Raw genomic sequence first — 16,202 nt, 5'->3', positions numbered from 1 at the left:
TATGAAGATATCGGACGTCGCTGCGGTCGCTGGATGCTCAGTTCGTTCTGTACGGCATTTGCACGAGACGGGCGCAGTTCCTGAACCCGCACGTACCAGCGGAAACTATCGCGACTATTCTGTCTCTGATCTGGCTTCGGTGCTGCGTGCGCGTGCACTTATCGACGCCGGCGTCCCGATCGCTAATGTCTCATCTCCCGATGCGGTCGAGCGCTCGTTTAGCATGCTGGATGAGCGCATTGCTCGGCTGCAGCAGCAACGAGAACGTCTGCGTGCCCTTTCTCGAGCCCCCAAAGGGACACCAGAGGATATCCGCGACTCCCTCAGCCAGGTCATCGAGGATCCGGCAATGCTTCAACTCGAACTAAATTCCTGGGATCTCATGGCATTTACTGGAGTAGCTACATCCGCCACCTGGGAGCAGCTGCGACAGAACCTCGCCGACGACGACTGCCTTGCAGCTCTCCGTGAAGGTGAAACCTTATGGCGATAGCTTGGCTCGCTGTCTCCGCAAGATCGTGGGGTTGCGCGCATCGTCGACAACCTGCAGTCCCTACTTCCACGGGGTTTGATGCGAGGAATCTACCCAACGCTCCGGCCTGGCAATGCTCCGCTGACCGTGGCAGACACTCCGACAAAAGGTGCGCAAGGTGTAGCACTCGAGGCTTTGGTGGGAGGCTTTCGTGGCTAACGCCTGGCGGTTTGTGGAGAAACATCCTGGATTTCGCCTTGCCAAGTATGAAGTGGGCCTTTACCAGGATCTGTGGCGTTGGTTGCGGGGCCAGACTTTGATTCCCACCGGCGCGGTGGCACTTTCCCACCCTCCGGGCAGGCTACAGATGCTCGGATTCATCACTTCGGTGTTGGTGATTGAAATGGTCGTTGTGCACCTTCTTCTGCCCACGCGCGTTCTGCGGATTGTAGCGTTGCTACTGTCGCTCTGGGCCATCGTCTTTGTGTGGGGCTTAATTGCTGCCGAACGCATTCGACCTAGCTATGTGACCAACGAACTCACGGTTTTGCGGCGCGGAAAAACTGTCTTCGTTGAGGTACCGATGACTGTTGTTCGCAGCAAGCGGGCGGACCGTACCTTCGAATCGGCGATTGTGATAAGCGAAGGTGAACTCACGGTCGGTGGCCCAGCTGGAACCGATACCCTCTTAGTCCTCAGCGAACCGGTCCAAGCATCGCCTGACCGCTACCCATGGCAACGCGGTAGTTGGACCGAAGTAACGAGGGTGCGCTTCTATGGCGCTGCTTCTCGGTAGTTACTGGCAGTGCCCAGTTGCTCCTCGAGCTCCGCAATCAACGGCAGGGCCAGCTGCGCGCGTTCATCATCAATTCCCCACTTCTCGGGCTCGCTGCGGATCAAGTCGCCCGTGGTCTTAAGGAATTGGGCGAAGTTTTCCACTACTTCGCGGTTGCCGTTACGCACGCCTTCGGCGAGGACGGTATCGCTCAGCCGCTCGATCCAGATTTCGAGAATATGTGGCGAGGTGCTTTCTCCAATCGTGGCGCAGGCAGCGCGCGCTAAGCGCACCCCCTCGTCGTCATGCCACACCCCGCCGGGAGCGCGAAGGCGGCACGAGATAATTGCTGCCGCTTCGACGGGCGGGATCATTCCCTTGCGGACGCAGGTTTCTACGTAGTCGGCGCCATAACCAACGGCCAAGATAGGACCGATGTCTTTGACAATGCCGCGTGTGTCTTCCTCTGTGACATACCACGCGCGGAAGGCAAGGTAGTCCTCGTAATGGAAGTGGCCTGCCGCCGCGAGGACATTCAGCAACCTAGCGGACAACGCCTTAGTCCACACCTTCTCTGTACGCAGGTAACCGTTAAGGCGGTCACGAATCTGATCGAGATGGTCATCCCACTGACCTGACTCAATGCCCTCTTTCAACTCGGTGTAGGCCCAGTCCACGCGGACTTCAGGTCGTTTGCTCACTAATCCGGTGAGTAGCGGTTCGATGACAGAACCGAGGCGATCGGCGGTGCTCATGACTTCTTCCTCTCCTGCGGCAGCACGTCGGGGTCTGACCACTTCTAGACCCTGTGCGTGGGAAGCGGAAGGACCCAAGAGAAGAGTCTTGAGCGGTGTGTGTGATTGTGAGCTCGAGTCTAGCCCAGGATGTAGAACAAGGATAGAGCCATATTTGAGAATTAGTCTTTAAGCGAGCTCAACAATCTCCATGTACTCATCGTTCCACAGGTCCTCATCGCCGTCCGGCATGATGATGACGCGCTCAGGGTTGAGTGCTTTCACTGCGCCTGGATCGTGGGTCACCAAGACGACGGCACCGGTGTAGGTGCCCAGAGCATCAAGGACCTGCTCACGGGACTGGGGATCGAGGTTGTTTGTGGGCTCGTCGAGAAGCAGCACGTTCGCACGCGAGGACACCAGCGTTGCCAGGGATAGTCGGGTTTTCTCACCGCCGGAGAGCGTGCCAGCAGGTTGTTCGAGCTTGTCGCCGGAGAACATGAAGGCGCCGAGTAGGCCGCGCAGATCCTGCTGACCAGCATCCGGGCAAGCTTCGATGGTGTTCTCCCACACCGTTTTATCCGGATCGATGTTGTCGTGCTCCTGCGCAAAGTAGCCGATGCGCAGCCCGTGGCCAGTGACGATACCGCCCTCGCCGTCGGTGCGCTCAACACCCGCCAACAGTTTCAGCAGCGTCGTCTTACCAGCGCCGTTATAGCCCAGCACAACCACACGTGAGCCTTTATCAATGGCCAAGTCCACGCCGGCGAAAACCTCGAGAGAGCCATACATCTTAGTCAGGCCCTTGGCGTTCATCGGGGTCTTACCGCATGGAGCTGGCTCCGGGAATTTGATGTTGGCCACCTTATCCGCCACGCGCACATCATCGAGCTCGTTCATCATGCGCTCAGCTCGGTGGAGCATCTGCTTGGCAGCGGCAGCCTTCGTGGCCTTCGCGCCCAGCTTGGCGGCTTGCTTCTGCAACGCTGCAGCCTTCTTCTCCGCGTTGGCACGTTCGCGACGGCGGCGAGCCTCATCGGTCGCGCGGGCGTCAAGGTACTTCTTGAAGCCCATGTTGTAGACATCGGCCTCGGCACGCACGGCGTCCAGGAACCAGACCTTGTTGCACACGGCCTCCAGCAGGTCCACGTCGTGCGAAATCATGACCAAGCCGCCTTCATGCTTGGATAAGAAGCCGCGCAGCCAGGTGATGGAGTCTGCGTCGAGGTGGTTGGTGGGCTCGTCGAGAAGCAGCGTGGTCTGAGACTTGCCGGAGCCAGCTGAGGCCGCGAAAAGAATCTGCGCTAGCTCCACACGGCGGCGTTGACCGCCGGACAGCGTCTTGAGCTGTTGGTCGAGGACGCGCTGCGGAAGGCCCAAGTTATCGCAAATCTGCGCGCATTCGGAGTCCGCCTCATAGCCGCCGAGAGCGTGATACTCCTCTTCCAAGCGAGAGAACTTACGGATGGCCTTGTCGCGGAATTTATCGTCCGTGGCGGTTTCCATAAGCTCTTGCTGCTTGGCCATGCGGCGCTTGATGTCATCGAGGCCTCGTGCGGAGAGCACGCGTTCACGTGCGGTCTGCTCAATGTTGCCCTCACGGGAATCCTGGGGCAGGTAACCAATGGGGCCGGAACGGGTCACAGAGCCACCATAGGGCTCGGTCTCCCCTGCCAGAATGCGCATCGTGGTGGTCTTACCCGCACCGTTGCGCCCGACGAGGCCGATGCGGTCTCCCGGTTGGACGCGAAGGTGCTGGCCAGGGGCGTCGAGAAGCGTGCGTGCACCTACGCGCACCTCGAAATCATTGGTCACAATCACGTCGAAACAGTCTAGCAACCAGGGCAGTTAAACCCGAACCCACGATAGAACTCCCTTCACCACGTAGTCGGGCTTCCTGCTGCAAAGCCACTGTGGATTCGTGAAGCCCTTTTCGGCGCGTTTGATCTATCCACGAAGTTCAATGTGACTACATTGGCCTCATGAGCACTTCAGACACATCGAAACCACCGTTGATCCTCGCGATTACCGCCTGCCCCACTGGCATTGCCCATACCTACATGGCGGCCGAGAATCTCGAAGCTGCTGCCGCAGAGCTTGGCTACCGTATCAAGATTGAGACACACGGCTCAATCGGTGTTGAAGGTACCTTTAGCGCGAAAGACATCGACGAAGCCGATGCCATCGTGATTGGCGCCGACACCGTAATTGCAAAGGACCGCTTCCACGGTAAACGTTTGGCAGCTACTGGCGTCGATGAAGCAATCAAGCATCCAAAGGAACTTCTTACCCGATCCCTATCAGCGGCGAAATGGAAAGGAAAGACCTCAAGCAAATCGCCACAAGCTGCTGAGGACAAAGAGCGCTCCGCTAGCGCCACTGGGTTCCCAGCACTGGGCCAGACCCTTTACAAGGCTTTGATGAACGGTGTTTCCCACATGATCCCGTTCGTGGTGACCGGTGGTCTCCTCATCGCGGTTGCACTATCGATCGGAGGAACACCTACGCCCGAGGGTTTGGCGATCCCAGAAGATTCGTTCTGGAATACTCTGAACGAACTGGGCGGCTTAGCCTTCTCACTCATGGTGCCGGTTCTTTCCGGCTATATCGCAGTTGGCATTGCAGACCGTCCCGGGTTGGCGCCAGGACTCATCACCGGTCTTATCGCGACGACTGGCTCGCTGTACGGTTCCGAGGCCGGTGCCGGATTCTTGGGAGGCATTGTTACAGGCATCCTATCCGGCTACGTGGCCCTGGGGATTAAGAAGATCCCCGTCAACAAGTACATCGCCCCAATTTGGCCGATCATCGTGATACCGATTTTCACCACACTCATCGTTGGGCTTATCTTCATTTACTTCGTCGGCGCGCCCGTAGCCGGGGCATTTGAAGCACTGACCGAGTATCTCGCAGGGATGGAAGGCTCCTCTGTCATAGTCCTTGGTCTCGTTATCGGCGCGATGATCGCATTCGACATGGGAGGCCCCTTCAACAAAACTGCCTTCCTCTTTGGTGGTGGCATGATTGCCGCGGGCAATGCGGCACCAATGGGCATGGCCGCTACCGCTATCGCTGTACCGCCCTTGGCGGTGGGAGTTGCCACCCTAGTCCGCCGCGCTTGGTTCAACAAAGCAGAAAAAGACGCCGGAATCGCCGCGCTCTTCATGGGGTTCTTCGGCATTACTGAAGGCGCAATTCCTCTTGCCGCTGCACGTCCGCTACAGGTCATTCCGGCAAACGTCATCGGCGGTGCGGTGGCGGGCGCCTTGGCAGGTGCATTTGGGGTCAAGGACCATGTCATGCATGGCGGTCCCATCGTTGCGATGCTTGGCGCTGTCGACAACGTCATAGGCTTCTTCGCAGCATTGCTCATCGGCGTCGTCGTCTGTGCTTCGGTGATGCTCCTGTTGATTGGATTTACCCAAAATAGGAAATCTCAGAGCTGGAGCGAGAACAAGAGTGAACAGAACGCCGCACACGAATCTCATGTCACCGTCCCGGAAGCATCGGCCCAGGACCAACCACTGCTATCTGTCGAGACGGTGAGCCTCGACCGCAACCTGGGAAATAGCCGCGAAGAGACCATCCAAGCACTTGTTCAGCTTGTTTCAGGTCGCATGTCTGATCCCTCTGCAGTGGTTCATGCAGCCCTTGAGCGGGAATCGAAGCATTCCACCGGGGTGGGGCATGGCGTGGCCATCCCACATGCCCGGTCTGCGGGTGTGGCAACTCCTACGTTGGCTTTTGCTCGCCTCCCCAAAGGCATCACATGGGCGGAAGGCGAGGAGCCAACAACGATGGTGTTCCTCATTGCCGTGCCAGACGACGCCGGCAAGCAGCATCTCAAGCTGCTCTCCAAGCTGGCTAGGGCCATCATGAAAGAAGACTTCCGAGCCCGCCTCGAATCCGCCACAACTAAGGAAGAGGCTGTCAGCATCATCTCTTCCGCCCTGAATCCGGCATCCACACCAGCTGAGAAGTAGCGGTATGGCTAAGGCGCCCGCCCATTAGGGAAAAGAAACCGTCAGCCCGAATGCGCGGCAGGTCATGGAACAAAGACCTACAGCATCTCGGACTGATGGAAAGAGGGCTTGCAGTCGAATCTAGACGGCAAAGCCGAGGGCCTGGAGCATCTCGCGGCCCTCCTCAGTAATCATGTTCGGGCCCCACGGCGGCATCCATACCCAGTTGAGTTGGACGGCCTCAGCAAGCTTGTTGCCCACGATGACGTCCTCAATCTGCTCGCCAATCACGTCGGTGAGCGGGCAGGCCGGGGAAGTCAGCGTCATATTAATGACGCAGGTGTTCTTGCCGTCAATCTCATCGAGCCAGACGTCGTAGACCAAGCCCAGATCAACGATGTTGATGCCGAGCTCTGGGTCGATAACGTCGCGGAGATACTCGGTGATGTCGAAGACCTTAGCAATCTGCTCTTCAGTCTGCTCAGGTTTGACAGCACCGCCGTCGAAGGACGCGTTCTGGTCCTGGTACGGGTCGGTAGGATCGGTGGTCTCAGTGTTCTCTGCCATCTATTTCTCCAATTCGTTCAGCGCCTCCGCGGTGGCGGCTTGGAAAGCCTTCCACCCCAGAAGAGCGCACTTCACACGGGCGGGGAACTTGGCCACACCGGCAAAAGCGATGCCATCCCCAATGATCTCGTCGTCACCCTCAACCTCACCGCGCGAGGTGACCATCTTCTCGAACTCAGCCAGCTTGGCGTTGGCTTCGTCGAGAGGGATGCCCACGATTTCTTCCGCCATGACGGAGGTCGAGGCCTGCGAAATGGAGCAGCCTTCGGCGTCATAGGAGACGTCCTCCACTGTTACTCCATCGGCAGAGAGCTTCACACGCAAGGTGATCTCGTCACCGCAGGAAGGGTTGACGTGGTGGACTTCTGCCTGACCTTCGCGCAGGCCGGAAAACTTCGGGTTCTTGTAATGGTCCAGGATGACGTCCTGGTACATGGAATCTAGGTTCATTCGCTCACTCCAAAGAAGGCACGGGCTGCCCGCACCGCCTCAACGAGGGCGTCGACCTCGTCCTCAGTGTTGTACAGGTAGAAGCTAGCGCGTGCGGTCGAATTAGCCTTGCACGCGCGATGCAGCGGCCACGCGCAGTGGTGGCCAGTGCGAATGGATACGCCATGGGCGTCGAGAACCTGGCCCAAGTCATGGGGGTGGATTCCCTCCACGACGAAGGATACCGCTCCCCCACGATCTTCGGTGTTCTCGGGGCCAATGATGCGCAGGCCCGGAATCTGGGTGAGCTTATCCAAGGCATAAGCGGTGAGCTTCTTCTCGTGGGCATGGACGGCGTCCATGCCGATCTCACTGAGGTACTTCACGGCCGCACCGAGTCCCACGACCTGGCTGGTCATTTGGGTGCCGGCCTCGAACCGTGTGGGCGGTTCTGCAAAGGTGGTGCTGTCCATCTTCACGACCTCAATCATGGAACCACCCGTGAGGAAAGGTGGAAGCTTGGACAAAAGTTCAGCTTTGCCGTACAGCACGCCGATGCCAGTAGGACCGCACATCTTGTGCCCGGAGAACGCCGCGAAATCGACGTCCAGCGCATGGAAGTCCACCGGCATGTGAGGAACGGACTGGCAGGCGTCCAGGACTACAAGGGCGCCAACGGCGCGAGCGCGCCGCACCAGTTCCGTAACAGGAGCAACAGCTCCGGTAACGTTTGACTGATGGGTAAAAGCCACGACCTTGACGGACTCATCGAGCTCAAGGGAATCGAGGTCGATGCGGCCATCCTCTGTCATGGAGTACCACTTCAGCGTGGCACCGGTGCGCTGGCACAGCTCCTGCCATGGCACGAGGTTCGCGTGGTGCTCGAGCTCGGTGACCACCACGGTGTCACCTTCACCAACGTAGAGTTCCCCCGCACGTTCATCACTGAGCGTGTAGGCAACCTCATTGAGTGCCTCAGTGGCGTTTTTGGTGAAAGCAATCTCATCGCGGTCGGCGCCGACGAAGGCAGCGATGGCCTGGCGAGCGGACTCGTAGGCATCATCAGCCTCCTCCGCCAGCTGGTAAGAGCCGCGGTGCACCGGCGCGTTGGTGCCGAGGACAAACTCCTCCTCGGCCTTCCATACCGGCAGCGGACGTTGCGAGGTCGCTCCCGAATCCAGGTACACCAGGGGTTTACCTTCGCGGACAGTGCGCGAAAGGATGGGGAATTGCTCCCTAATCGCAGTAACGTCTAGTTCAGACATGGGTCCTTCTGCTCGGTTCTTCTACGTATCGCGCGATGTTGTCGCGCGACTCATGATGTGGATGTTGCTTACTTGAGGAACTGCTCGTAACCGTCAGCCTCAAGTTGGTCAGCCAGCTCCGCGCCACCGGTCTTGATGATCTGTCCATCAGCGAAGACGTGAACGAAGTCCGGGGTGACGTAGTTGAGGATGCGCTTGTAGTGCGTAATGAGGAGGATGCCGCCGTTGGTTTCATCCTGGTAGCGGTTAATGCCTTCAGACACGACGCGCAGGGCATCGACGTCCAGGCCGGAGTCGGTCTCATCCATGACAGCGAACTTCGGCTTGAGGATATCCAGCTGCATAACCTCGTGGCGCTTCTTCTCACCACCAGAGAAGCCCTCGTTGACGGAGCGGTGAGCGAAGGACTTGTCAATAGCCAGCTTCTCGCGGGCTTCGGTCAGTTCCTTGTTCCACTCACGCAGCTTCGGAGCTTCACCACGGATGGCGGTCACGGCAGAGCGCATGAACTGCGACATCTTCACGCCCGGCACCTCGGTCGGGTACTGCATGGCGAGGAAGAGACCAGCACGGGCGCGCTCGTCAACTTCCATCTCGAGGAGGTTTTCGCCGTCGAGAAGCACTTCGCCTTCGGTGACCTCGTACTTCGGGTGACCGGCAATGACATAGGACAGAGTGGACTTACCGGAGCCGTTCGGGCCCATAACGGCGTGGGTCTCACCGGAGTTGATGGTGAGGTTGACGCCCTTGAGAATCTCCTTGGCCTCGCCGTCCTCCTCGTTAGGGAGCACCTGCGCGTGGAGGTTCTTGATTTCCAGAGTAGACATGGAGTTGGTACCTGCTTTCGGGGAGTTTTAAGCGTTGATCTTGGCGAGCTCGTCGACGACGCGGGATTCCAGATCCTCGCGCAGGGACTCGACTGGGATGCGGGAGATGACTTCAGAGAAGAAGCCGCGGATGATGAGGCGACGAGCCTCGGCGGCTGGGATGCCGCGGGACATGAGGTAGAACAGCTCGAGGTCGTCGAAGCGGCCCACGGTGGCGGCGTGGCCGGCACCAACGATCTCACCGGTCTGAATCTCCAGGTTCGGGATGGCGTCAGCACGCGCGCCTTCGGTGAGGATCAGGTTGTTGTTCGTCTCGTAGGTATCGGTGTTGTTGGCGTCCTTGCGGATGAGTACGTCACCGACCCAGCAGGTACGTGCCTCTGGGGTCCGCGAAGCAGAGCCTGCCTCTTCCTTCTCCGCAGCGGTCGCGCCCTGCAGAGCGCCCTTGTAGAACACGCGGGAGCGGCAGTTCGGGACGTCGTGGTCGACGAGCAGGCGGTTCTCAAAGTACTGGCCTGCATCAGCGAAGTAGACGCCCAGCAGTTCGGCATCACCGCCGGGTCCGTCAAAGACCACGCGCGGGACGAGACGCACAATCTCGCCGCCGAAGATGGCGGTGTTGTGGCGAAGTACGGCATCGCGGCCGACCTTGGCAATCTGGTGGGACAGGTGGACGGCGTCGTCCTCCCAGTCGGCGTCGACGACGACGGTGACCTGTGCACCATCTTCAAGCAGGAACTCCACGTTGTCCGCGTGGGTGCCGGAACCAACGTAGCGCAGCACGATAGTGGCCTCGGCGTGGTGGCCGACGTGGATAGAGGTAGCACCGAAGGAGGTCACACCCTCACCTGCGCCGGTGATGGTGATTTCCACCGGCTTGTCCAGCTGTGCTTCTGCAGCAACAGTGACAATCTGAGCCTCTGGCATGGATGTCCATGCCTGTGCCGCAACTCGGTCAGCCGGAGCGCCTGCAGTACCAAGGCGGGAATCGTCCGCTGCCACGGTTTCAGAGGTCACGCCCTCCGGGGCAGTGACGTCGATCTTCTGGGCAGTGGCCGGGGCAAACTCCCCGTTGTGCAAACCACGCAGATTACGCAGGGCAATGAAGCGCCAGACCTCGTCGCGGCCATGCGGGACCGGGAAGTCCTCCACGTTGAACGAGGTGAACTGGTCACCCTTGGTGACGTCAGCAGGGTTAAATTCGTTGGAAGCTACCACTTAGCCCACCGATCCTTCCATCTGCAGCTCGATAAGACGGTTGAGCTCCAGGGCGTATTCCATCGGGAGCTCCTTGGCAATCGGCTCGACAAAGCCGCGCACGATCATGGCCATCGCTTCTTCCTCGGCAATGCCGCGGGACATGAGGTAGAACAGCTGCTCTTCAGAGACCTGGGAGACGGTGGCCTCGTGGCCCAAGGTGACGTGATCGTTGCGGATGTCGTTGTACGGATAGGTATCCGAGCGCGAGTCATTGTCCACGAGCAAAGCATCACACTCGACGTTCGCGGTGGAGTTGGAGGCATTGTTGTTGACCTGCACGAGTCCGCGGTAGGCGGCGCGGCCGCCGTTGCGGGCCACGGACTTCGACACGATGTTGGAGGAGGTGTTCGGCGCCATGTGGATCATCTTGGAGCCGGTGTCTTGAACTTGGTTTTCGCCTGCAAAGGCCAAGGAAAGAACCTCACCCTTAGCGTGCTCGCCGGTGAGCCAGCAGGACGGGTACTTCATGGTGACCTTGGAACCGATGTTGCCATCGACCCACTCCATGGTGCCGCCTTCTTCAACCTTGGCGCGCTGGGTCACCAAGTTGTAGACGTTGGTGGACCAGTTCTGGATCGTGGTGTAGCGGCAGCGACCGCCCTTCTTCACGACGATCTCAATGACACCTGTGTGCAATGAGTCCGAGTTGTAAATCGGGGCAGTGCAGCCCTCGATGTAGTGGACGTAAGCGTCCTCCTCGACGACGATCAACGTGCGCTCGAACTGGCCCATGTTCTCGGTGTTAATGCGGAAGTAGGCCTGGAGCGGGATGTCCACGTGCACGCCCTTCGGGACGTACACGAAGGAACCACCGGACCAGCAAGCGTTGTTCAGTGCGGAGAACTTGTTATCACCAGCAGGGATCACGGTGCCGAAGTACTCCTGGAGAATCTCCGGGTACTCCTGCACGGCGGTGTCGGTATCGACGAAGATAACGCCCTGCGCCTCAAGATCCTCACGGATCTTGTGGTAGACCACCTCGGACTCGTACTGAGCAGCAACACCTGAGACAAGGCGCTTCTTCTCAGCATCCGGGATGCCCAGCTTGTCGTAGGTTTGCTTAATGTCTTCCGGAAGATCATCCCAGGTCTGGGCCTGCTTCTCGGTTGAACGAACAAAGTACTTAATGTTGTCGAAGTCGATCGCAGACAGATCAGGGCCCCACGTCGGAACCGGCTTCTTATTGAACACACGCAGTGCCTTGAGGCGCGACTCGAGCATCCACTCGGGCTCGTTCTTCTTCTTGGAAATGTCGCGAACGACATCCTCGCTCAATCCGCGGTGTGCTGCTTGGCCGGCTTCGTCGGAATCGTGCCAGCCATACTCGTAGCCGCCGATGGAGGAGATGATCTCGTCATCGCTCATCTTGGTTTCAAGCCCTGGTGCTGGTTGTGCCTGTGTCAAAGCCCGCTCCTTTCTCGTCGATTAGCGTTCCTGCCGTTCCGCCGTAGAGGGCGACACGGGTGTTAAAGGGATATTTGTGGTGCAAATGCCGTGGCCGTCCGCAATGGAGGCCAAAGGTTGCACATGTTTTCCTAAAAGGGCAGAGAAGACTTCCTGTTCAGCCTCACACAGCTCCGGGTGCTCAGCGGCCACATGAGCCACCGGGCAATGGTGCTGGCAAATCTGCACGCCGTTACCCACAGACGTGACCGTGGCAGCGTAACCGTGCGCATCAAGAGCCTCAGCAAGCTGGCGTGCTACCGCTGGAACCGATTCATCTTCGTTGACCAGAGGTTTAACGTCTTCCACGAGGCGCTCGAAGCGAGTCTTGGCGAAGCGGCGTACCGCCTCTGGGCCACCTGTTTCACGCAACGCAGTCAGAGCTTCAGCTGCCAGTTCGTCGTAGGCATGGCCAAATTGTGCACGGCCTTGATCAGTGAGACGAAAATGTTTGGCTGGGCGGCCACGCCCCGCCGTATGCCCGGGGCGGGCTGGCGGGCGGCGGTGTACCACCTCAGTGAGTCCTTCTTCCACCAGAATGTCTAAATGCCGGCGGATGCCAGCAGCCGAGAGACCCAGGCGCTCACCCAGGTACGACGCCGTCACGGGGCCGTCCTTGAGAAGCAGCAACATGACATGGCGGCGGGTATCGCCCTCGGTGGAGCGAGTCTCCTTGGTCACGGTGTGCACCTCCTTGAGTGTGTCCTGGGGAACGTGTCTCAGATTAGACAACACTAGTGTTCCTTAATTGATTCCCGTTTTCCACCTTTTAGCCTTCATCGGGACGTGCGTGTCGCCTGCGAGGCGAGCGACTAAGGTAGACACTCATGAATGAGGAGCGTCACTACACCCGATCGGGGCGGTTCATGCGCGTCGTGTGGGGTGTACGCGATGAACTGCCACGGATGGGCCTCGCCGGTTCACGTTCGGCTCTCCTCCACGAGGATGCTCCATATGCGGCACGCACGGATCACGAAGCCGGGCTTGGCGACGACCACCGGCGCACCATCGCCCATCTCCGTACATTGTTCACGTTGCGGTGGTTGGGCACCATCGGCGCTTTGCTCATCGGACTTGGGGGCCTCGGTGCAGGCGCGCTGCCGGTAGTTGGCAACCCTTATGAGTCCCTCCCCTTTGGTTCGCTCATGTCCCGCATGCTGCAATCGGCGTCTGCCCTTGTCTTCATTGGTGTGGCGTTCATGGTTCTGGCCTGGGTCTGCATGGCGCCCCTCGTGGGCGCTCCCTTGCGTCTGCCGATACCAAGGCAGCAGTCCTCGGGAGAAAACTATGGACAGGAACAGCGTTTTAGCCATTCTCCCCGCGTGGTTACTCAAAGTCAGATGTGGCGTACGTGGCTGGGATGGGTGCTGCCGCTTGTCGTCACCGCTCCCCTTTTTACCCAGGACATCTACTCGTACTTGGCCAACGGGTCGATTGTCATGCAGGGCCTCGATCCCTATTCTGCTGGCCCTGTCGAATTGCTCGGCGCCGATGACGACCTTGCTCGTTCGGTCCCCTTCATTTGGGCCAATTCGCCGTCGCCTTATGGGCCTGTTGCCTTGGGTTTGGCCGCCGTGGTGAGCTGGTTGACCAATGATTCCATTATTTGGGGCGTCATCCTTCACCGCCTTTTCTCCCTGTTAGGAATTGTCGCCGCGGGGTGGGCCATTGCGCGCTTGGCGGCGCGCTGCCGAGTGTCCCCCGAAGCCGCGCTGTGGCTGGGCATCCTAAATCCACTGACCATCCTTCACCTCGTTGGCGGAATCCACAATGAGGCTTTCATGTTGGGGCTAGCACTGGTTGGCCTCGAGCTGGGTCTACGAGCGGTTAATGACGAACACTCTGCACGCTGGCACGAATGGCTTTTGTTCTTCGCCTCCGGTGTGCTTATTTCCTGCGCCGGAATGGTCAAGGTCACTGGCTTTATTGGGTTGGGTTTTGTCGGTATGGCGTGGGCCAAGAGGCTCGTCGATAAGCACAGCGTCTCGCCACTTCGCGCCGTGCTCAGCGCTGGAGTCGTGCAGCTCGTAGTTCTGGCCTTCTCGATTGCGTTCATCACCTTAATAACCGGTATCGACATCGGCTGGGTCTTTGGCCAAGGCGGAGCAGCGACAATTCGCTCCTGGCTGTCCACGACGACGTCGGTAGGCGTCGGCGCCGGTTTCCTCGGCATGCTGTTGGGTCTTGGCGATCACACCGAGGCAATCCTCACCGTCACCCGCAGCGTCGGCGTGATCATCGCCACCGGATTTATGGTCCGCATGTTGTTCGCTGTCTATCGTGGCGCTATCCACCCAGTGGGTGGTCTGGGCGTATCCACATTCGTCCTCGTCGTCTTCTTCCCCGTCGTCCAGCCGTGGTACATCCTGTGGGCAATCCTGCCGCTAGCTGCATGGGCAAACCGTCGCTTCTTCAGGATGGCGGTCATTCTCTATTCCGGCGTGATGAGCTTCATCGTGCTACCCCGCGGTTTGGGGCTACCTCCGGGCACCGTCTTCGTTATCTATCTCGCCGCACTTCTCACCTTTGTGGCTCTCGCTACGGTGGGGTGGGTTGCGTTGCGCAGGGCTGGTGTCCGTGTCCTACACTAGGCCTTCGTGAATACAACAGCGCTGACCCTGGATAACGTTGTCAAGACCTATGGCGACGTGAATGCGGTAAACGGGTTAAGCTTCCGCGTCAATCGAGGCGAGATCCTCTGCTTGCTGGGCCCTAACGGCGCCGGTAAAACGACCACCATTGACATGTGTGAGGGGTTTACCACGCCCACATCTGGCACGATCAAAGTCCTCGGTCTCGACCCTTCCCGGCAACCGGATGCCGTCCGGTCCCGCATCGGCATCATGCTTCAAGGTGGGGGTTCTTATTCCGGAATCAAGGTGCGCGAGATGCTCAAACTCAGCGCTTCCTATAACAAGAATCCTTTGGACCCAGACTGGCTGCTTGATGCTCTCGGCCTAGGTGGTGTCGCGAACAATACCTACCGGCGTCTTTCCGGTGGTCAACAACAGCGCCTGTCCTTGGCCCTTGCCATTATTGGACGCCCAGAGCTGGTGTTCCTCGATGAACCGACCGCCGGCATGGATGCTCAATCGCGGCTTGCCGTGTGGGACCTCATCCGCGCCTTGCGCGCCGATGGCGTAACAGTCGTGTTGACCACGCACCTTATGGATGAAGCCGAGTCCTTATCCGACCATGTGGTCATCATTGACCACGGCAAGCTCGTGGCGAGTGGAACCACCTCGGACCTTATGGCCTCAACGGAGACCTCCCAGGTGAGCTTCGAAACCGCCAGTCCGGTGGACGTCGAAAAGCTCCGCTCCGCAGGTGTCAATGCCGAAACGGTTCGCCCCCTGCACTACCGGCTGAGCACCCCCGCTCATCCCGAGGCAATTGCTGCTCTCACCGCGGAGCTGGCCCGGCAAGATGTCCTCGTGCGCAGCCTCGAAACATCGCACCGCAATTTGGAAGACGTGTTCCTTGACCTTACCGGTCGGGAGATGCGCAGCTAGCAATCATCTATTTCCGCGCATCACGCTCGCGGAACGCTTCACGGAGACTACACAATGAGCACTTTCGCACCAGGTACGTTTACTCCTCAGCCGCAGCGCGTCGGCGTAGGGTCCATGGCGCGCGCCCAAGGCGCTATCGAGTCAAAGCTCATGCTGCGCCATGGTGAGCAACAACTGCTCAGCATCATCATTCCCCTCGCTATCCTCATCGGTGCCCACCGCCTAGAGAGAACCACCGGTCACGGTATCGCTGAGATTTTCCCAATGGTGCTCGCTGTCGCCGCAACCTCGTCCGGGTTTACCGGCCAGGCAATCTCCCTTGCCTTTGATCGCCGCTACGGGGCCCTCAAACGAACGGGCGCCTCCGGCGTTCCCGCCTGGGCCATCGTCGTGGGCAAGATTATCGCCGTGCTCTCCATGGTCGTCCTCCAAGTTCTCGTCCTCGGCACAACGGCAACGATTCTGGGTCTGCGTGTAGGAGTGGAGGGTATTGCCGTGGGCCTCGTCGCTCTTGTGCTGGGTGTCGCGGCCTTTACGGCACTGGGCCTGCTCCTCGGAGGCACCTTAAGTTCCGAGGTAGTTCTGGCCGTGTCCAACCTCATCTGGTTTATCCTCCTCGGCACCGTGGGATGGGTCATGTTCTCCCAGGGCTTGGGCGATAACGGGCTTCTTACCCTTGTGCCTACCGTGGCAATGGCGGCCGGCCTCGATACCGCGTTGAACGGGTCTTTCCCCGGAGTCGAGCTCCTGGTTCTCGCGGGCTGGGCCGCGGTGGCGTCGGTTGCTGCCGTGCGATGGTTCCGCTTCGATGGCTAAATGTGACTTTTCTCCTCAGGTAGCTGTGCCAGGCTCCTGGTATTAGTTCCGGGCGCGCCCGGGCGGTAGGGTTAAAAGCTGTGAGTACCGCCAATATATCGTCGCCCCCATCATCCGTTCAGGCAACCCGTGGCCAAGTT

15 protein-coding genes are annotated in these 16,202 nt (G+C 59.2%); 6 read left to right on the top strand and 9 right to left on the bottom strand.

The features are described 5' to 3' along the window. Window position 1 precedes the first annotated feature (1 nt). Together HMPREF2875_RS05960 and HMPREF2875_RS05955 are read left to right on the top strand one after the other, a co-directional pair. A complete protein-coding gene (locus tag HMPREF2875_RS05960) occupies window positions 2–493 on the top strand; it encodes a MerR family transcriptional regulator (protein WP_246817044.1) in 492 nt (163 codons plus the stop codon). Window positions 494–683: 190 nt separating this feature from the next. Further along, complete coding sequence (locus HMPREF2875_RS05955; RefSeq protein WP_070671195.1) at window positions 684–1,268, top strand: hypothetical protein; 585 nt, start codon at window positions 684–686, stop codon at window positions 1,266–1,268. Here HMPREF2875_RS05955 and HMPREF2875_RS05950 read toward each other — a convergent pair. After that, complete coding sequence (locus tag HMPREF2875_RS05950; protein WP_070671194.1) at window positions 1,247–2,002, bottom strand: hypothetical protein; 756 nt, start codon at window positions 2,000–2,002, stop codon at window positions 1,247–1,249. The genes HMPREF2875_RS05955 and HMPREF2875_RS05950 overlap by 22 nt on opposite strands. A gap of 168 nt (window positions 2,003–2,170) precedes the next feature. Beyond that, a complete protein-coding gene (locus tag HMPREF2875_RS05945; protein ID WP_070671193.1) occupies window positions 2,171–3,802 on the bottom strand; it encodes an ABC-F family ATP-binding cassette domain-containing protein in 1,632 nt (543 codons plus the stop codon). 161 nt (window positions 3,803–3,963) lie between these two features. Here HMPREF2875_RS05945 and HMPREF2875_RS05940 point away from each other — a divergent pair, with 161 nt between their 5' ends. Continuing rightward, a complete protein-coding gene (locus HMPREF2875_RS05940) occupies window positions 3,964–5,964 on the top strand; it encodes a fructose-specific PTS transporter subunit EIIC (RefSeq protein ID WP_070671192.1) in 2,001 nt (666 codons plus the stop codon). A gap of 120 nt (window positions 5,965–6,084) precedes the next feature. On the opposite strand, the gene HMPREF2875_RS05935 is transcribed toward HMPREF2875_RS05940, so the two are convergent. The 7 genes from HMPREF2875_RS05935 to HMPREF2875_RS05905 all read right to left on the bottom strand — a co-directional run bounded on the left by HMPREF2875_RS05935 (window position 6,085) and on the right by HMPREF2875_RS05905 (window position 12,367). Then, window positions 6,085–6,510 (bottom strand): metal-sulfur cluster assembly factor, encoded by a 426-nt coding sequence (locus tag HMPREF2875_RS05935; protein WP_070671191.1) that lies wholly within the window; start codon window positions 6,508–6,510, stop codon window positions 6,085–6,087. Further along, entirely contained in the window at window positions 6,511–6,960 is a 450-nt protein-coding gene (gene sufU, locus HMPREF2875_RS05930) for a Fe-S cluster assembly sulfur transfer protein SufU (protein ID WP_070671190.1), read from the bottom strand. After that, a complete protein-coding gene (locus HMPREF2875_RS05925; RefSeq protein ID WP_070671189.1) occupies window positions 6,957–8,204 on the bottom strand; it encodes a cysteine desulfurase in 1,248 nt (415 codons plus the stop codon). Before HMPREF2875_RS05925 ends, sufU begins: the two co-directional genes overlap by 4 nt. Before the next feature lie 68 nt (window positions 8,205–8,272). After that, complete coding sequence (sufC, locus tag HMPREF2875_RS05920; RefSeq protein WP_070671187.1) at window positions 8,273–9,031, bottom strand: Fe-S cluster assembly ATPase SufC; 759 nt, start codon at window positions 9,029–9,031, stop codon at window positions 8,273–8,275. A 27-nt stretch (window positions 9,032–9,058) separates the two neighbouring features. Further along, entirely contained in the window at window positions 9,059–10,249 is a 1,191-nt protein-coding gene (gene sufD / locus HMPREF2875_RS05915; protein ID WP_070671185.1) for a Fe-S cluster assembly protein SufD, read from the bottom strand. After that, complete coding sequence (sufB, locus tag HMPREF2875_RS05910) at window positions 10,250–11,695, bottom strand: Fe-S cluster assembly protein SufB (protein ID WP_070671183.1); 1,446 nt, start codon at window positions 11,693–11,695, stop codon at window positions 10,250–10,252. Between the two features lie 21 nt (window positions 11,696–11,716). Further along, window positions 11,717–12,367, bottom strand: coding sequence for a helix-turn-helix transcriptional regulator (locus tag HMPREF2875_RS05905; protein WP_070671386.1), 651 nt, complete (start codon window positions 12,365–12,367; stop codon window positions 11,717–11,719). 194 nt (window positions 12,368–12,561) lie between these two features. Between HMPREF2875_RS05905 and mptB the strand changes: the two genes are divergently transcribed. From mptB to HMPREF2875_RS05890, 3 genes are read left to right on the top strand one after another with little or no spacing between them, the layout of a single operon-like run. Next, on the top strand, window positions 12,562–14,325 hold the full coding sequence (gene mptB / locus HMPREF2875_RS05900) for a polyprenol phosphomannose-dependent alpha 1,6 mannosyltransferase MptB (protein ID WP_070671181.1): 1,764 nt from the start codon (window positions 12,562–12,564) through the stop codon (window positions 14,323–14,325). A 6-nt stretch (window positions 14,326–14,331) separates the two neighbouring features. Then, on the top strand, window positions 14,332–15,246 hold the full coding sequence (locus HMPREF2875_RS05895; RefSeq protein ID WP_070671179.1) for an ABC transporter ATP-binding protein: 915 nt from the start codon (window positions 14,332–14,334) through the stop codon (window positions 15,244–15,246). A gap of 54 nt (window positions 15,247–15,300) precedes the next feature. Continuing rightward, window positions 15,301–16,062, top strand: a complete 762-nt coding sequence (locus tag HMPREF2875_RS05890; protein WP_070671177.1) for an ABC transporter permease — start codon at window positions 15,301–15,303, stop codon at window positions 16,060–16,062. The last annotated feature ends 140 nt before the right edge of the window (window positions 16,063–16,202 follow it).

This window comes from Corynebacterium sp. HMSC078H07 (assembly GCF_001812805.1).
In the GTDB taxonomy this organism is placed as follows: domain Bacteria; phylum Actinomycetota; class Actinomycetes; order Mycobacteriales; family Mycobacteriaceae; genus Corynebacterium.
Note: the sequence above shows the minus strand (reverse complement) of the source record. Positions and strands in the feature narration are given on the sequence as shown.

Coding starts and splice junctions, on each gene's coding strand:
- HMPREF2875_RS05925 (WP_070671189.1), bottom strand. CDS start 8,204: ATGTCTGAACTAGACGTTACTGCGATTAGGGAGCAATTCCCCATCCTT.
- HMPREF2875_RS05890 (WP_070671177.1), top strand. CDS start 15,301: ATGAGCACTTTCGCACCAGGTACGTTTACTCCTCAGCCGCAGCGCGTC.
- HMPREF2875_RS05935 (WP_070671191.1), bottom strand. CDS start 6,510: ATGGCAGAGAACACTGAGACCACCGATCCTACCGACCCGTACCAGGAC.
- mptB (WP_070671181.1), top strand. CDS start 12,562: ATGAATGAGGAGCGTCACTACACCCGATCGGGGCGGTTCATGCGCGTC.
- sufC (WP_070671187.1), bottom strand. CDS start 9,031: ATGTCTACTCTGGAAATCAAGAACCTCCACGCGCAGGTGCTCCCTAAC.
- HMPREF2875_RS05960 (WP_246817044.1), top strand. CDS start 2: ATGAAGATATCGGACGTCGCTGCGGTCGCTGGATGCTCAGTTCGTTCT.
- HMPREF2875_RS05905 (WP_070671386.1), bottom strand. CDS start 12,367: ATGTTGCTGCTTCTCAAGGACGGCCCCGTGACGGCGTCGTACCTGGGT.
- sufU (WP_070671190.1), bottom strand. CDS start 6,960: ATGAACCTAGATTCCATGTACCAGGACGTCATCCTGGACCATTACAAG.
- HMPREF2875_RS05940 (WP_070671192.1), top strand. CDS start 3,964: ATGAGCACTTCAGACACATCGAAACCACCGTTGATCCTCGCGATTACC.
- HMPREF2875_RS05950 (WP_070671194.1), bottom strand. CDS start 2,002: ATGAGCACCGCCGATCGCCTCGGTTCTGTCATCGAACCGCTACTCACC.